This window comes from Nocardia vinacea NBRC 16497 (genome assembly GCF_000308835.1).
In the GTDB taxonomy this organism is placed as follows: Bacteria; Actinomycetota; Actinomycetes; order Mycobacteriales; family Mycobacteriaceae; genus Nocardia; species Nocardia vinacea.
Genome location: NZ_BAGN01000101.1, coordinates 21173 through 36398, shown reverse-complemented (window position 1 = coordinate 36398; position 15226 = coordinate 21173). Strand labels below are relative to the sequence as shown.

Here is a 15226-nt window from a genome sequence, read left to right as displayed (position 1 = left end):
GAAGTCCCATGAAGAAACGCCTCGCTCCCCTGCTCCTCGCCGTCGCACTCGCCGCGGCGGGCTGCTCCCTGCAGAGTTCGGACAACACCCCCGAAGGCACCGTCAAGGTCGTCGTCGGCTACCAGTCCAAAACAATCAATACCGTCACCGCGGGCACCCTGCTGCGCGCCCAGGGCTACCTGGAGCAGCGGCTACAGAAGATCACCGACAGCGGCGGCGCCAAGTACCAGGTGGAGTGGCAGGACTACGACACCGGCGCGCCGATCACCGCGCAGATGCTGGCCGAGAAGATCGATATCGGGTCGATGGGCGATTATCCGTTGCTGATCAACGGATCTCGCACCCAGTCCAATGAGCGGGCGAAGACAGCGCTGGTATCGGTGACCGGCTACAACCCCAAGGGTGCGCTCAATATGGTTGTGGTGCCGCAGGATTCGACGGCGACCGGGATCGGTGACCTGGCCGGGCAGAAGATTTCGGCCAGCGTCGGCTCGGCCGGGCACGGCACCCTGGTGCAGGCGCTCTCGCGGACGGGTGTCGATCCGGCCAAGGGCGTCGAGGTGCTCAACCAGCAGCCGCAGGTCGGGGCCACCGCATTGGAATCGCATCAGGTCGGCGCGCTCGCGCAGTTCGTGGCCTGGCCCGGACTGCTGGTCTTCCAGAACAAGGCGAAATTACTCTACGACGGTGCGGAATTGGGTGTGCCGACCTTCCACGGCGTGGTCGCGCGACGCTCCTACACCGCCGATCATCCCGAGGTGCTGCAGGCCTTCCTCGCGGCCCAGCTCGATGCCACGAAGTTCTTGAACGAGAAGCCGTTCGAAGCCGCCAAGATCGTCGCCGACGGTTCCGGACTGCCGCAGGAGGTCGTGTACCTCTACAACGGGCCCGGCGGAACGTCTTTCGATACCACGCTCAAGCCCAGTCTGATCGACGCGTTCAAAGGCGACGTGCAGTACCTGAAGTCGATCGGCGACTTCGCCGAACTCGATATCGACAAGTTCGTCGATCCCGCGCCGCTGCGCAAGGCCTTCGCCGACAACGGCGTGGGCGACTACGACCAGGCGGTGGCGGCCACCGCCAACCCCAGCCGCGTCACCGGCACCGACCCGGTCTGCGCCCGCCCCGTGAGCAATGCCGCGCAGGCCGGTGAGCTGTGGCTCGACGGCACGGATCGACCGCAGCCCGCCGCCGATCCGACCTGCCTGTTGCGTGCTGTTCAGGCGGCCAAGGCGCAGGGCAAGGTGGTCCGCGCCGCGTATGTGCCCGATGCCGAACTCGGTACGCGCTGGTTCGCCGATAAGGCGGTGTGGTTGCGCGATGGCGACGGCTTCCTGCCGTTCACGACACCCGCAGCCGCGCAGCGCTATCGGCAGGCGCATCCGGCCGCCACGGCGATCTCCTACGACCAGGCCGTCACGGAAGTCCGACCATGACAGCATCGCGCAGCGATACGTTGACGGGTGGTGGCCGGGAGACGGGCAGGCGTACCGCGGCCCTCGCCGGCCCTGCCGTGGCCGATGACGAAACCGCCGAGGTGCGTGGGAGTTCCGTATGGCGTACCCGAGCGCTCCAGGTGACGTCGGTCGCGACAGCGATCGGACTGTGGCAGCTGCTCACCGCCAATAATGTGCGGTGGTGGCTGCGCTTCGACACGCTGCCGACGGTCACCGAGATCATCCGCGAATTCGGCAAGCAGCTGCAGTCGGACCAGTTCTATGTCGATGTCGCGCAATCGCTGATCCGTATTCTCACCGGATTCGGGCTCGCGGCGGTGGTCGGTGTGGTCGCGGGCATCGGTCTCGGCCGCTCCGGACTCTTCGCCGCGGTGCTCGGACCGCTCACCGAATTGGCGCGGCCGATTCCGGCCATCGCGCTGGTGCCGGTGGCGATTCTGCTGTTCCCGAGCGACGAATCGGGCATCGTCTTCATCACCTTCATGGCATCACTGTTCCCGGTACTGGTCAGCACCCGGCACGCGGTACGCGCCCTGCCGACCATCTGGGAGGACGCACTGCGCACCCTGGGCGCATCGCGCACCGATGTCGTTGTGCGAGTCGTATTTCCGGGCATCCTGCCCGGCGTATTCAGCGGCCTGTCGGTGGGCATGGGCGTTGCATGGATCTGCCTCATCTCGGCCGAGATGATCTCCGGGCGGCTCGGCATCGGCTACCGGACCTGGCAGGCCTACACCATCGTCGATTATCCGGCGGTATTCGTCGGCATGATCACCATCGGCATCCTCGGCTTCGGCACCTCCGGAATCGTGGAATTGGCCGGACGTCGGATCACCCGCTGGCTGCCGAGGGAGGTCGCCGAATGACCACGACAACCGCACCCGCCACCCCGACCACAACCGGAATGCGGTTGAGCCTGGACGGAATTCGCATCGCCTACGGCGGCAAAACGGTGCTCGAGAACCTGGAGCTAGCTATCACGCCCGGCGAAATCCTGGTCGTGGTCGGCAAATCCGGCTGCGGCAAGTCGACGCTGCTGCGGGCGATCGCCGGACTACGCAAGCCGGACCAGGGCGTGATCCGCGCCGACGGCATAGCGGTGACCGGACCATCCGCCGACCGCGCCCTGGTCTTCCAGGACGATGCACTGCTGCCGTGGCGCAACGTGCGCCAGAACATCGAGCTCGCACTGCAATTGCGCAAGGTGCCGCGCGCCGAACGCAAGGCGAGCGCCCGGCATTGGGTGGAGGAGGTCGGACTCACCGGCTACGCCGATTATCTCCCGCGCGATCTCTCCGGCGGCATGCGGCAGCGCGTCCAGTTGGCGCGCAGTCTCGCCGGATCGCCGCGCGCGGTGCTGATGGACGAACCGTTCGGAGCACTCGACACCCAGACTCGAACAACCATGCAGCGCTTGCTGATCGACACCTGGCGCGCCCACCCCACCACCGTCGTATTCGTCACCCATGACCTGGACGAGGCGCTACTGCTCGGCGACCGCATCGCGGTACTCGGCGGCGGCGTGCTGCACACCCTGGTCGATGTGCCCGAGCCCCGCACACCGGCGGATCGCCGGTCGGTGAAGGCCGAAATCCTGGAGAAGTTGTGAATATTCCCGAGCTATCCGATCGGATCCGGCTCGACTGCGATGTGCTCGTCATCGGTGGCGGCACCGCGGGGACCATGGCCGCACTGACCGCCGCCGAAGCAGGCGCCGATGTGTTGCTGCTGGAGAAGGCGCATGTGCGGCACTCCGGTGCCTTGGCCATGGGCATGGACGGGGTCAACAATGCGGTGATTCCCGGCAAGGCCGAACCCGAGGACTACGTCGCCGAAATCACCCGGGCCAATGACGGAATCGTCAACCAGCGCACCGTATATCAGACCGCCACCCGCGGCTTCGCCATGGTGCAGCGACTCGAACGGTACGGAGTGAAGTTCGAGAAGGACGAGTACGGCGAGTACGCGGTGCGCCGGGTGCACCGGTCCGGGTCGTATGTGCTGCCCATGCCCGAGGGCAAGGATGTCAAGAAGGCGCTGTATCGCGTACTGCGCCAACGCAAGATGCGCGAGAAGATCCGCATCGAGAACCGGCTCATGCCGGTGCGGGTGCTCACCGATGCGGGTCGCGCAGTGGGTGCCGCCGCATTGAACACGCGCACCGGTGAATTCGTGGCGGTGGGCGCCAAGGCGGTGATCCTGGCGACCGGTCCGTCCGGTCGATTGGGGCTGCCCGCGTCGGGTTACCTGTATGGCACTTACGAGAATCCGACCAATGCGGGCGACGGATATTCGATGGCCTATCACGCCGGCGCGGAGCTCAGCGGTATCGAATGCTTCCAGATCAATCCGCTCATCAAGGATTACAACGGTCCGGCCTGCGCCTATGTGGCCAATCCGTTCGGCGGGTACCAGGTGAACGCGAAGGGCGAACGCTTCGTCGACTCCGATTACTGGTCCGGACAGATGATGTCGGAGGTCAAGCGCGAGATCGAATCCGCTCGCGGGCCCATCTATCTCAAGGTGTCACATCTGCCCGACGAGACCCTGACGACGCTCGAAGGCATTCTGCACACCACCGAACGCCCGACCCGCGGCACCTTCCACGCCAACCGCGGCCATGACTATCGAACCCACGATATCGAGATGCATATCTCCGAAATCGGTTTGTGCGGTGGACATTCCGCATCCGGCGTATGGGTCGACGAACATGCCCGCACTACCGTTCCCGGGCTCTACGCGGCGGGGGATCTGGCGTGCGTGCCGCACAACTACATGATCGGCGCGTTCGTCTTCGGTGATCTGGCTGGTGGCCATGCAGCATCCACACTGTCCGAAGTCGCTGCGCCCGTTGAACTTCCGGAAGAGCAGCTGGCGGCGGCACACGACCTGATCTACCGGCCGCTGCAGCAGCCGGACGGCCCGCCGCAGCCCCAGGTCGAGTACAAGCTGCGCCGATTCGTGAACGACTATGTCGCGCCGCCGAAGACGGCCGCGAAACTGTCGATCGCGGTCGAGACCTTCGAGCGGATGCGCGGCGAAATCGCCGAAATCGGTGCCCGCACACCTCATGAGCTCATGCGCGCGGTCGAGGTCTCCTTCATCCGCGACTGCGCCGAAATGGCGGCGCGCAGTTCACTGACCCGCACCGAATCACGGTGGGGGCTCTATCACGAACGTGCCGATCTGCCGCAGCGCGACGACAACGAGTGGCGCTATCACCTGAACCTGCGCAAGAACTCCGACGGCGCGATGGAATTCCTGAAGCGGCCGGTGGCGCCGTATCTGGTACCGGTGCCCGGTCTCGATGACCTGCCGTCGACCGACACCACGGTGGTCCCGGTGGCGCAGCCGGAACTCATCGGTGGGCGCGCACCCGCCGATGCACCACGCACCGTCCGCACCTCGACGACACCGCCGTCACCACGACTGGTCAGCCTGCTGGCCCTGGATTCGCCTACAGTGCAGGACCTTTCGACCTATCTGTCCGATGCCGATGCCGGTGTTCGAGTAGCGGCGCTGTCGGTGCTGACCGAGAACACCCCCGAGGGATTCACATCGGTATTGATCGACGCGCTCGACGATGACGCGGCATCCGTTCGCGCGGCGGCCGCGGCGAGTCTGCGCGAACTCGTGGAGGTGCTTCCCGATTCGACCGGCCTCGCCGATCGACTCGACTCCCCCGACCCGGTCGTCCGAGCGACCGTCGTGGATCTGCTGCGCGCGCTGCGAGCCGGAACAGCGGCGCAATTCGTTGTGGCACTGACCGATTCGGATCATCGGGTGCGCATCGAGGCGGTGCGGGCTCTGGTGTCGCTCGACGACTGGCAGGCGGTCTCGTCGGCGGCGACCGATGAGAACCGGGAGGTGCGCATTGCAGTCGCGCACGGGTTGTCTGCGATCGGCGGGCAGGGCACCGAAACCGCGCGCGCCCTTGCCGAGGATCCGGACCCGCTCGTGCGTGCCGCTGCCTTGGCCGCCTTCGCGAATCTCGGTGTCGCACAAGATGACACAGCGCTACTTGTCGGCGCGCTCGCACAGTCTGCCTGGCAGGTCCGGGTGGGTGCCGCGCGGGGTCTCGCGGGCGCGGACCCCGATTTCGGCGTCAACCCGCTTTCCGAAGCCCTGCACGATCCGCACCTCGATGTGCGCAAGGCGGCGGTACTGGCGCTGGCCACCTGGCCGCACAGCGGGGCGGCGCACGATGCACTGAAGCTGGCGATCGATGACACCGATGCGGACGTGCGTGCGTATGCGCGCCGCGCGTTGGACAGCGTGCACCCATGGTCGTAGCCGCACATTTCCCGCATCAGAAGCCGCGGAACACCCCATCCGCGTCGACACTGTCGGAGAAGTCCTCGAAGTCCATGTTCGACAGCGACAGATTGTTCTCTACGGCGGGCATTTCGCTCGGCACCACGCGGAAGGTCTGAAAGCCGACCACGTCTTCGTTCCCCCGGCTCGTATCCACAACGAGAATCGGATGTTCGGGATCGGTGATGGTTCGCTTGTCCACCAGGAACAGATAGTAGGGCGGTGGCGCGGGCAGCAGGCTCTCCAACTTCTCCACCGTCAGACCTTCGAAGCGACGGTCATCGACCGGCGTGATGCCCGCGTACGCGAGTATCCCGTCACCGAGATCCCACGGCTGCAGAGCCGCGTCCAGAGTTTCGGCCCACCCGGCATCGTCGGCGAAATCGGTTCTGATGAACAAGGATTCGTCGTCCGGCAGCAGCAACAAGTTTTCCTCTCTCGCCGAGGTCGGTCTCACATCACCCGCACACATGGCCAACACGAGCACGGCCAACGCAGTCACCACCACCGGACCAGACCTCACGAGCGGGAAGCCTACTCACCCTCCGGAGACCGGCCGCGCGGCCGTGCGAATAGCGACACCTCCCGATAGCGGCCTGGGTCGCCGATCAAGAATTCGGCACCTGCCACGGCCGCCAGGACCTGTTGCTGCTCGTGAGATCTCCACTGCTGGAGGCAAACTACGGAGCTGCCGGCCAGGAGAACACCACGCAATATGACGATGCCATCACGGCCGCGCTCCGGGCCCTGGATCGAAATCCGTTTATGCGCAGCGGAATTGGAAAGCAGCGACGGGTGTCGTGCCGGGTGCCACGTTGATCTGAACGTAGGCGATGCTCGCCAGCTCGCAGCCGGATGGCACGGAGGTGACCTGTGCTTGGTAGCAGCCGTCCGGGAAGGTCTGCGTCACGGTTCCATCGCCGCCGGTCGTCAACGTGGCCAGCACCGGACCGGCGGCGCACGTGGTGATGCCGACTCCGACACCTGTCACCGGCAGTTGATCGGTGCCGGTGGTCGCCTGCACCTTCAGCGAACCGTCGCTGGGTCCCTGAGCATCGGCCGCGCCAGCAGGCAGCATCGCCACCAGTGCGGCACCGAGTACGGATGTGACAAGCAGCGTGTTGCGCAAGCGGGTCTCCTTCGGCGGATGTGAGCGGATCCGGGCGATCACCCCCGCCACGGTATTCCAAACCGACCGGCACGGCCACGACCCGGAGCAGCCAGTCGCGCCGAGGATCAGGCTGGATCCGCGATAACCACCACGCCACTGGGCGCATCAACCAGCGAAACCGTCCGCGCGGCAGCATCATCCACGTGCACGCGCGGATGATCGGGCAGCTCGGATTCGTAGTACGTACCCGGGCCATAGAATTGGCCGTACTTGACGACCACACCGCCGATATCGAGTACCGCAGCCTCATGTTCCTGGATGACGGCACCGCGACCGGCCGGCGGCTCCCACGCAATGCTCTGGGCGACAAAGCGTTTCGAGCCCGCCGCCTGCGCGGCGGCGATCAGGTTGCGAGTGCCCTCGGAACGGATGCGCGCATTCGCACCGGCGAGTTCCGGGAGCAGCGCGGCATCGTCGGGGAGATCGGTGAGCTGATGCATCAACAGATCGGGCCGGAAGGCTACGACCGCGGCGGTGAGCGCGTCGAGGTCGTACACATCGCAGACCACCGGTTCCGCACCGACGGCACGCACCTGATCGGCCTTGGCGGCAGACCGGGTCATCCCGGCAACCTCGTGTCCGGCCTCGATCAGCAGGGGTAATAACCGCGTTCCGATGACGCCGGTCGCGCCGGCCAGATAGATCCGCACCCGACCCACCCTAATTCCCCGGACCGAAAGTGGGGAACGCCGAGGCGTTGCTGGTCGTATGCTCTTGCCCAGCGGCATCGAGGGAGATGGAGGATCCATGGCGGATCGGGAAGTGCTGACCTGGGAACTATTCGGTACGGCGAGCCGCGAGCTCGCCACCGAAATCGCCAAAGACGGGTTCGAACCGGATCTGATCCTCTCGATCGCGCGCGGTGGCCTATTCGTCGCCGGGGCGCTCGGTTACGCACTGGACGTGAAGAACCTGCACGTGATGAATGTCGAGTTCTACACCGGTATCGACCAGCGCCTCGATCTCCCGGTCATGCTGCCGCCGGTCCCGCAGGCGGTCGATCTGGCCGGTGCGACGGTCCTGATCGCCGACGATGTGGCCGATACCGGCGCCACCCTCAAACTCGTCCGCGACTTCTGCATCGACCATGTCGCCGAGGTGCGCTGCGCGGTCGTTTACCAGAAACCGCATTCCGAGGTCGATTGCGAATACGTCTGGCGGCGCACCGACCGCTGGATCAACTTCCCCTGGTCCACCGAACCGCCGGTGGTCGATCGGCAGGCCCGAGTACTCGACGCCTGAACCGCGCGACTCGGCGCCTTGCTCAGGCGGACGGTGATTACGGGCCGGATCACAGAAGTAGATGTCGAGATCGGTCACTTCGGCGATCCGGATATGGTTGGCCATTTCCTGGCCCCCGGTCAGTGTTCGGCGGAGGGTCCGTGGCAGCCGTGCCATCGCCGTCATCATCGCTTCCTGACGTCGAGGACCTTGTGGGTATGCGGCGAGTACAACAGGATGACGAACCCGGAGGCGGAGCCATTCGGGCGCGGCGGTTCAGGCCGGTGGCGGCTGCGGTTCGGTGGTTCGTCTCGCGCGAGCGAAGCGGCGCATGATGGGCAGATCCATCCAGTGGTAGAGCACTGCGGCGGTGGTGGTCGAGACGATCAGGCTCAGTATTGCGAATCCGGTCCAGCCGAGGATGCCGAACTGTTTGCCGCCGATGAGATTTCGGGTGATCAGCACCATTACCGGGAATTGGATCAGGTAGAAGGCGTAGGAGACGTTGCCCAGCCATACCATGCGCGGATGGGCGTTGAGACCGCGAATTCCGTGCGATCCCGTGCGGCGAGGGTGGCCACCACCGCTGTCATCGGCGCGAGCAACAGCACCGACATCTTGTAGTTCACCGGCGCGTAGTAGCGGATGTAGGTCACCGCATTGCGCAGGCAATCGGCGAACAATTCCCCGGTCACTGCGTTGTAGTCGGGCATACGGCCCTGCTCCACGGCCTCCGGCCCGCAACCGTCGACGAGGTTGAACACGCAGTTCTGCAGCGATTTCCACAGGGTTTGTTGGGATCGGCCCCAGTGATCATTGAGCCCGAACTGCAAGGTCACCAATTCGGTCCGCGGTCCGAACGCGCCCGACTTGTCCGCCTTCGCGGCCTGCATGCCCACTGTCCACCCAGGCCCAGTGTCGATCGACGCGCCCGGACAGGACACATCGACCATCTCATCGGTCCCGTACACGCCGATCAATCTGCCCAGTTGCGCAGGCCAGGCCGTGCTCCCATGACGTAGGCAACTGTTGTCAGGGTCGGTCGAGTCCAGGCGTTCGCGGAGAACGAATCACCCAGCACCACAAGCGCTTTCCCCTCGGGAGCGGAATCCGCCTCCGCACCCCCCGCCCCCGCCATCGAGACCGAGAGCGCTACCGCAGCAGCGCACAGCCACCGTCCACTTACGCCGAAAACCTGAATTCCCTGGCCTTCTCAGTATCCGGCGTGCGGGTCGAACCCGTCGGCGGGTGTGGCTACTCGAATCATGTCCACTCCTAATCGGTTGGTGCGGCACCGGCGAGGTCGCGTGCGGCCAGCAAAGACGAGGCCCGATCCGATCGGCAGCGGAGCGACCGGTCATGGGGATCGGATTGTGCGCGTCGAGTGTGTGGCCGACGGTGCCGGACCGAGTCCGGGATTCCGCTGAGCGGGACGGCACCGGCCGAGGTGGGGAGCCGTCCGCGGATACACCACCAAGGAGCTGATCTGCGCTTGCACGCCTCTGGCCCTGGGGCATATGCCGAACCGAGGATCGCCGGAATACTCACTGCCGCAAAGGCACTCGCCGAACGTATCGCCTTCCGCGATTACCAAGTCGCAACCCTGACCACCGATCTCGATGAGCTCACCGCTGTTTGTGTCCAACGCTGCCTGCAGCCCACGGTGTCGGCATGGACACTGCCGCCCAGTTGCTCGTCACCGCCGGTGACAACCCGGAGCGGCTACGCGAGGAGAGCTCGTTTGCGGCGTTGCGCGGCGCCGCTCCAGTCCCGGCTTACTCCGGAAAGACCACGCCGGCACCGACTTTCGCGTGGTAGTCATCGTGGAGCGAACAATGCGCTGCATCGAATTCCCCTGGCTGTCCGCCAGTTCGACAGGTCATCGGCTCCCACCTGTGCCGGGCACTGATCGCACGCGGCGACCGGGTCACCGCGATCGACAACCCGAGCACCGGACATCGGGAGAATCTGTCCGATCTCCTCGCCTGCCCCGAATTCCGGCTCGTAGTCGGTGATATCACGACTCATCGATCATGTCGCCGAGGTGCGTTGCGCGGTCGTGTATCAGAAACCGCATTCCGAGGTCGATTGCGAATACGTCTGGCGGCGCACCGAACGCTGGCTCCCTTGGTTCACCGAACCGCGTGGTCGATCGGCACGCCCGAGTCACTCGACGCCTCAACTCGGCGCGCGACTCAGGGCGGACGGTGATTACCGGCCGGATCGCTCGGCAACGGCGGCGTCGAGGCGGGCGCCGAGCGCGTTGACCTGGTCGCGCAGCCGGATGAGATGCTCGATCGGATAGCCGACCTCCGCCATGACCGCCTCGATCATCTGCCGGGCCTGCGGTTGCAGTGCGCGTCCGGCATCGGTGGCGCGCAGTTCGACGGCACGGCGGTCGTTGGCACTCCGGACGCTCTCGACCAAACCATGTGCCTGGAGTCGCTGGATGAGCGGTGAGACCGTGCCGTAGTCCAGCTGCAGCTGTTCGCCGAGTTCCTTCATGGTCATCGCGGGCCGCCCCCACAACGCCAGCAGGGCCAGATACTGCGGATAGGTAACACCCATCCCCTCGAGAAACGGCCGGTATGCCGCAGTCATCGATCGGGATGTGGAGTACAGAGCAAAACACAGCTGCGACGCGAGCGAGAGCAGGTCGGCATCGGTTCCCCCGACGGTTGCGGTAACACCATCGGACCCCGCGGCCGCTCCGACACGCACCACTGGTGTGGAATGCGCTTCTTCGGGCATTAGCACACTGTATCCCAGCGAATTCGCTCCACGAGTTGTGCTGTTACGGGGTAACAGCACGGGAAGCGAACGGTGGCGATGACACCCGACTTTCTGACACCTGTTCTACCGGGCAAGGCTGAGAGGAGCGCGCCGCATGGTGACGGCCAGGACCGTCCGGTCACCGAACTGTTCCGCGCGGCCCCGGTGCCGAAGCTGCAGTGGCGGTACAGGGCATTTCGGCCGCAGTTGGCTAGATTGCGGGTAGCTGGTCGCCTTGTACGACTTCGATGTCGAGGTCGAGTTTTACGGTGGTGCCGATGGCGGCCACTCCCGCGCGCACAACAGTGTTGTAGTCGATCGCGAAATCGTTGCGGTGCAATAGTGTTTCGGCGTGGAACGCGGCACGCACACCGCCCCACGGATCCGCTCCGAACCCACCATAGGTCACGTCGAGATCGACCGAGCGACGCTGCCCGTGCAGGGTCAGCTCACCCGGCATCACCCAGGTGTCACCACCGGTACGACGCAACCCGCTGCCGGTGAAAGTGATCAGCGGATAACTGTCGACATCCAAGAAGTCCGGCGAACGCAGGTGATTGTCACGCATCGCGGTACCGGTATCGATACTGGCCGCCTTGATCTCCGCGTGCCCCGTGGACCGCTCGAACGGTTCAGCGATATCGAGCCGCCCACTCACCTCCGCGAATCGGGCCTTGATACTCGCAATACCCAGATGACGTGCAGTTGCGATCACCGTCGAATGCACCGGATCGATCGTCCACGGCCCCGACGGCGGCGACGCCACCGTCCCCACGACCGGCACCAACACCACCTCACCGAGCACACCCGTCCCCACCGAAGAGATCTGCACGGTCCGCGCCACCGGTTCGAATCCGACAGCAGTGAGCACCGCGGTATGAACACCGGCAGGCAACAGCTCGGTACCCAACGCCCCGGTCTCGTCGACGACCGCGCGGGTGATCTGGCGGCCCCGCATATCCGTCACCGTCAACACCGCGTCCGGCACCGGCCACCCCTTCGCGGTGCGAACACGACCGGTCAAACCACTCATCAACGATCCCCGGACTCGTCGTAACCGAGCCGCACATCGTAGGCGACCTCGCCACCGGACACAGTAACCTGCCCGGTCACCGGCGGATAACCACGAGCAACCACGGTGTACTGCCCTTCGAGCAGATCGGTCACGACATAACAGCCGTTCTCGTCGGTGCGTGCCGTAGCGGTCACCGCACCCGCCGCGTCGAGCACACTGACCAGCACATCGGGCACCGCCCTGCCGTCGGCCCACGCGGACCCGGCAAGTACCGCCATCGCAGCCAACTCGATGTCATGACGCAACACACCACTGTCCGGCACCGTCAATGTGGTGGCACTGGGACGCATATGCTCAGCGGCCGCGACCAAGGTATAGACGCCCGACACCACACCGTGGCACACGTAGGTGCCGTCGCCGCCCGTGACAGCCGCCCCGACCACCTCGCCATGCACATCGGTCAACGTGACGGTCGCACCCGACAACGGCACACCGCGGCCGGCGGTACGGACCACACCCGACAACTCACCGGAACCCACCAAGGTCAGGTCCAGGTGCTGGGGCCGATGACCGAGCGACACATTGACCGCGGTCGGCTGGTGCCCCATCGCCGACACGATCAGCACGTAGCCGCCCATCTCCGGCGCATTGACCGCATAACCACCATCAGCAGCGCTGCTCGCCCGCGCGACCTGGCGGCCACTGTGATCGATCAACGTCAACACCGCACCTGGGACCGGACGGCCGTCCTCACGATGGACACGACCGCCCAACGCCCCACCGTCGAAGTCCGACCCGGGCAACCCGCCGTTCGACAGACCAGTCTGTGACGACGCAACAACCCGGTACACACGACCGTTCTGTTCTACCGATGCATGCCCCGCGCCCGACGCAGCCGGCACCGGTTCAGGCTCGGACAACACCCGCTCGGCGTCTTCCCAGAGTTGGTCTTCGTCCCAGCTCGACTCCGCGAATTCAGCCAGTTCGGCATCCAGTGCCGCCATGCCGTCCGCGGCGGCCGGAATGTCCTGCGACGCAGACTCTTTCATGGTCGGGTCGACGGCCGGATCGATGTCGATCGTGCGCCGCAGCGGACGGTTCGGAAGCAGCGCGGTCGCGATGAGGGCGACGACCGTCGCAGCCGCAGCGATGAGGAAGATCCGGCCGGTCGCGTCGCCGTAGGAGGCGCGCACGATCGTGAGTATCGGTGTCGGCAAGGCATCGAGATTCAGGTTGCTGCCGCCGGAGGACCCAGTCTGCACACCGATCCTGGCGAAACCCTCTGCCGACAGCTCGCTCACTCGGGTAGCCAGCACCGAACCGAGTACCGAGACGCCGATCGCGCCGCCGAAGGTGCGGAAGAAGGCGACGCTGCTGGATGCCGCGCCGATGTTGTGCACGCTCACGGTGTTCTGCACGGCCAGCACCAGGTTCTGCATCATCATGCCGACGCCGAGCCCGACAACGGCGATATAGATGCCGACCAGCCACAGGTTGGTCGCGTGGTCGATCGTCGAGAGCAGTGTGAATCCGACCACCAGCAGCGCACCGCCTGCGACGACGAATGGCTTCCACTTGCCGAACCGGGTGATCAGCTGTCCGGAACCGACCGAGGCGACGAGCATGCCCGCAACCATCGGGATGGTCAGCACGCCGGCCACAGTCGGTGAGTATCCGCGTGCGGTCTGGAAATACTGGCCCAGGAAAGTGGTCGCACCGAACATACCGACTCCGACCGCGATCGAAGCGATGATCGCCAGACCCGTGGTGCGCTCGGTGACGATCGCCAGTGGGATGATCGGCGACTTGGCGCGGGACTCGACCCACACGGTCGCGATCAGCAGCAGCACGCCGATGCCGACATAGAGCGCCGATTCCCTGGAAAGCCAGGCGTAGTAGCCGGCTTTCCCGACGAACGACACCCAAACGAGCAGGACCGACACACCGCCGGTGAGCAGTGTGGCGCCGAGCCAGTCGATCGACACTCCGTCCTTACGCTCGGTGGGCAGCCGCAAGGTCGCCTGCAACAGCACCAGGGCGATCACGGCCAGGGGCACGCACACGAAGAAGCACCAGCGCCAGCCGAGCGGACTGTCGACGATGACGCCGCCGAGGATCGGCCCACCCGACATCGAAACCGCCATCACGGCACCCATGTAGCCGGAATACCGACCGCGTTCGCGCGGCGCGACGATGGAACCGATGATCGCCACGACCAGGGCGGTCAACCCGCCCATGCCGATGCCCTGGATGACGCGTGCCGCCAACAACATTGGCACGTTGCCCGCGATGCCCGCGATCACCGAACCGGCGACGAAAATGACGATGGCCGATTGGACCAGCAGCTTCTTATTGAACAGATCGGCGCACTTGCCCCAGATCGGGGTGGAAGCGGCGTTGGCCAGCAGCGCCGTGGTGATGACCCAGGCGTATGCGGTCTGCGATCCCTCCAGGTCGCCGATGATCGTTGGTAGCGCGGTCGACACAATCGTGGTGCTGAGCAACGCCGTGAACAGCGCAGCCAGCAGCCCGGTCATAGCTTCCAGGACTTGACGATGGGTCATCGCGTCCGGATCGCGCCGCGTCCCCGCATCGACTGAATTAGACATCCACTTCCTGACTCTCCGTCGAAACCGGCTCGCTCTCACCCACCGCGGTGTGGTGCGCAACTGCGGCCAGCGAATTCCTGAGCTTCTGAACAACCAAGGTGGCCTGCTCGGCTTCGTCCTCGCTCCAATCGGCGAGAGCAGCCTGCAACCCCCGCGCCCGCGACACCCGGACGCGCCGCAACAGATCGCGTCCCTGGTCGGTGATCTGGATGAGGGTGGCCCGGCCGTCGCTCGGATCGGCATGGCGGGCAATATCGCCGGAGCCCACCAGCTCGGCGACATGCCTGCTCAGTGTCGATGGGGTGATGCACAAGTCCACCGCCAGATCCACCTGCCGGCACCGCCCCCTGGCCTCGAGGGAACCCAGCACGCCGACACCCCCTGGAAGTAACTGCCCTTCTTCCGGATGAGAGAGGGCAGCGCGGATCGCCCGGCCCATGAAATAGAGCTCCTTTATCAGGCTCTGAGCCGTCTCGGGTGACACTGCCATGCCCACTCCCAGCACGAGATTAGTTACTTGCGCTACGCAACTATACATAGGTTACTTGCGCTAAGCAATTAGCTGACCGTGGAGCATCGCCCCCGGTGGTACCGCCAGAGACCCACCTGTCCCCCAGACCGTGGCGGCATACTCGGGATCGACGAATCGGGAGCATCGGCGGTGAAA

General features: G+C 65.3%; 15 protein-coding genes and 1 pseudogene. 7 read left to right on the top strand and 9 right to left on the bottom strand.

Annotation, left to right across the window (positions count from 1 at the left end; translation table 11 throughout):
* The first annotated feature begins 8 nt into the window (after nucleotides 1-8).
* From ON44_RS13365 to ON44_RS13350, 4 genes are read left to right on the top strand one after another with little or no spacing between them, the layout of a single operon-like run.
* Nucleotides 9-1436 (top strand): ABC transporter substrate-binding protein, encoded by a 1428-nt coding sequence (locus ON44_RS13365; protein WP_040689747.1) that lies wholly within the window; start codon nucleotides 9-11, stop codon nucleotides 1434-1436.
* On the top strand, nucleotides 1433-2323 hold the full coding sequence (locus ON44_RS13360; RefSeq protein ID WP_040689743.1) for an ABC transporter permease: 891 nt from the start codon (nucleotides 1433-1435) through the stop codon (nucleotides 2321-2323). The genes ON44_RS13365 and ON44_RS13360 overlap by 4 nt, the downstream gene beginning before the upstream one ends.
* Nucleotides 2320-3066, top strand: coding sequence for an ABC transporter ATP-binding protein (locus ON44_RS13355; RefSeq protein WP_051181964.1), 747 nt, complete (start codon nucleotides 2320-2322; stop codon nucleotides 3064-3066). Before ON44_RS13360 ends, ON44_RS13355 begins: the two co-directional genes overlap by 4 nt.
* Entirely contained in the window at nucleotides 3063-5750 is a 2688-nt protein-coding gene (locus ON44_RS13350; protein ID WP_040689740.1) for a fumarate reductase/succinate dehydrogenase flavoprotein subunit, read from the top strand. The genes ON44_RS13355 and ON44_RS13350 overlap by 4 nt, the downstream gene beginning before the upstream one ends.
* 16 nt (nucleotides 5751-5766) lie before the next feature.
* Here ON44_RS13350 and ON44_RS13345 read toward each other — a convergent pair whose 3' ends face one another.
* The 3 genes from ON44_RS13345 to ON44_RS13335 all read right to left on the bottom strand — a co-directional run bounded on the left by ON44_RS13345 (nucleotide 5767) and on the right by ON44_RS13335 (nucleotide 7592).
* Nucleotides 5767-6195 carry a DUF6924 domain-containing protein gene (locus ON44_RS13345; RefSeq protein WP_157187134.1) on the bottom strand — a complete coding sequence of 143 codons (429 nt, stop codon included), beginning with the start codon at nucleotides 6193-6195 and terminating at the stop codon, nucleotides 5767-5769.
* A 339-nt stretch (nucleotides 6196-6534) separates the two neighbouring features.
* On the bottom strand, nucleotides 6535-6942 hold the full coding sequence (locus ON44_RS13340; RefSeq protein ID WP_040689739.1) for a hypothetical protein: 408 nt from the start codon (nucleotides 6940-6942) through the stop codon (nucleotides 6535-6537).
* Between the two features lie 65 nt (nucleotides 6943-7007).
* On the bottom strand, nucleotides 7008-7592 hold the full coding sequence (locus ON44_RS13335; protein ID WP_040689823.1) for an NAD-dependent epimerase/dehydratase family protein: 585 nt from the start codon (nucleotides 7590-7592) through the stop codon (nucleotides 7008-7010).
* A 97-nt stretch (nucleotides 7593-7689) separates the two neighbouring features.
* On the opposite strand from ON44_RS13335, the gene ON44_RS13330 reads away from it, so the two are divergent.
* On the top strand, nucleotides 7690-8184 hold the full coding sequence (locus ON44_RS13330; RefSeq protein ID WP_040689736.1) for a phosphoribosyltransferase: 495 nt from the start codon (nucleotides 7690-7692) through the stop codon (nucleotides 8182-8184).
* A 255-nt stretch (nucleotides 8185-8439) separates the two neighbouring features.
* On the opposite strand, the gene ON44_RS52490 is transcribed toward ON44_RS13330, so the two are convergent.
* Entirely contained in the window at nucleotides 8440-8685 is a 246-nt protein-coding gene (locus ON44_RS52490; protein WP_040689733.1) for a hypothetical protein, read from the bottom strand.
* Nucleotides 8646-9134, bottom strand: a complete 489-nt coding sequence (locus ON44_RS52485; RefSeq protein ID WP_245567136.1) for an SGNH/GDSL hydrolase family protein — start codon at nucleotides 9132-9134, stop codon at nucleotides 8646-8648. The genes ON44_RS52490 and ON44_RS52485 overlap by 40 nt, the downstream gene beginning before the upstream one ends.
* A 706-nt stretch (nucleotides 9135-9840) precedes the next feature.
* Between ON44_RS52485 and ON44_RS48170 the strand changes: the two are divergent.
* Nucleotides 9841-10021, top strand: a pseudogene (locus ON44_RS48170) (transposase); the annotation flags it as partial.
* Between the two features lie 23 nt (nucleotides 10022-10044).
* Nucleotides 10045-10374 carry an NAD-dependent epimerase/dehydratase family protein gene (locus tag ON44_RS54390; protein WP_157187136.1) on the top strand — a complete coding sequence of 110 codons (330 nt, stop codon included), beginning with the start codon at nucleotides 10045-10047 and terminating at the stop codon, nucleotides 10372-10374.
* On the opposite strand, the gene ON44_RS13310 is transcribed toward ON44_RS54390, so the two are convergent.
* The 4 genes from ON44_RS13310 to ON44_RS13295 form a co-directional block, all read right to left on the bottom strand.
* Nucleotides 10375-10914, bottom strand: coding sequence for a MarR family winged helix-turn-helix transcriptional regulator (locus ON44_RS13310; RefSeq protein WP_051181961.1), 540 nt, complete (start codon nucleotides 10912-10914; stop codon nucleotides 10375-10377).
* A 232-nt stretch (nucleotides 10915-11146) separates the two neighbouring features.
* Nucleotides 11147-11968 carry a YceI family protein gene (locus tag ON44_RS13305; protein ID WP_040689729.1) on the bottom strand — a complete coding sequence of 274 codons (822 nt, stop codon included), beginning with the start codon at nucleotides 11966-11968 and terminating at the stop codon, nucleotides 11147-11149.
* Nucleotides 11968-14559, bottom strand: a complete 2592-nt coding sequence (locus ON44_RS54460) for an MFS transporter (RefSeq protein WP_083897839.1) — start codon at nucleotides 14557-14559, stop codon at nucleotides 11968-11970. Before ON44_RS54460 ends, ON44_RS13305 begins: the two co-directional genes overlap by 1 nt.
* Nucleotides 14552-15049: a MarR family winged helix-turn-helix transcriptional regulator gene (locus tag ON44_RS13295; RefSeq protein WP_040689728.1), complete on the bottom strand. Its 498-nt coding sequence runs from the start codon at nucleotides 15047-15049 to the stop codon at nucleotides 14552-14554. The genes ON44_RS54460 and ON44_RS13295 overlap by 8 nt, the downstream gene beginning before the upstream one ends.
* Nucleotides 15050-15226: the final 177 nt, after the last annotated feature.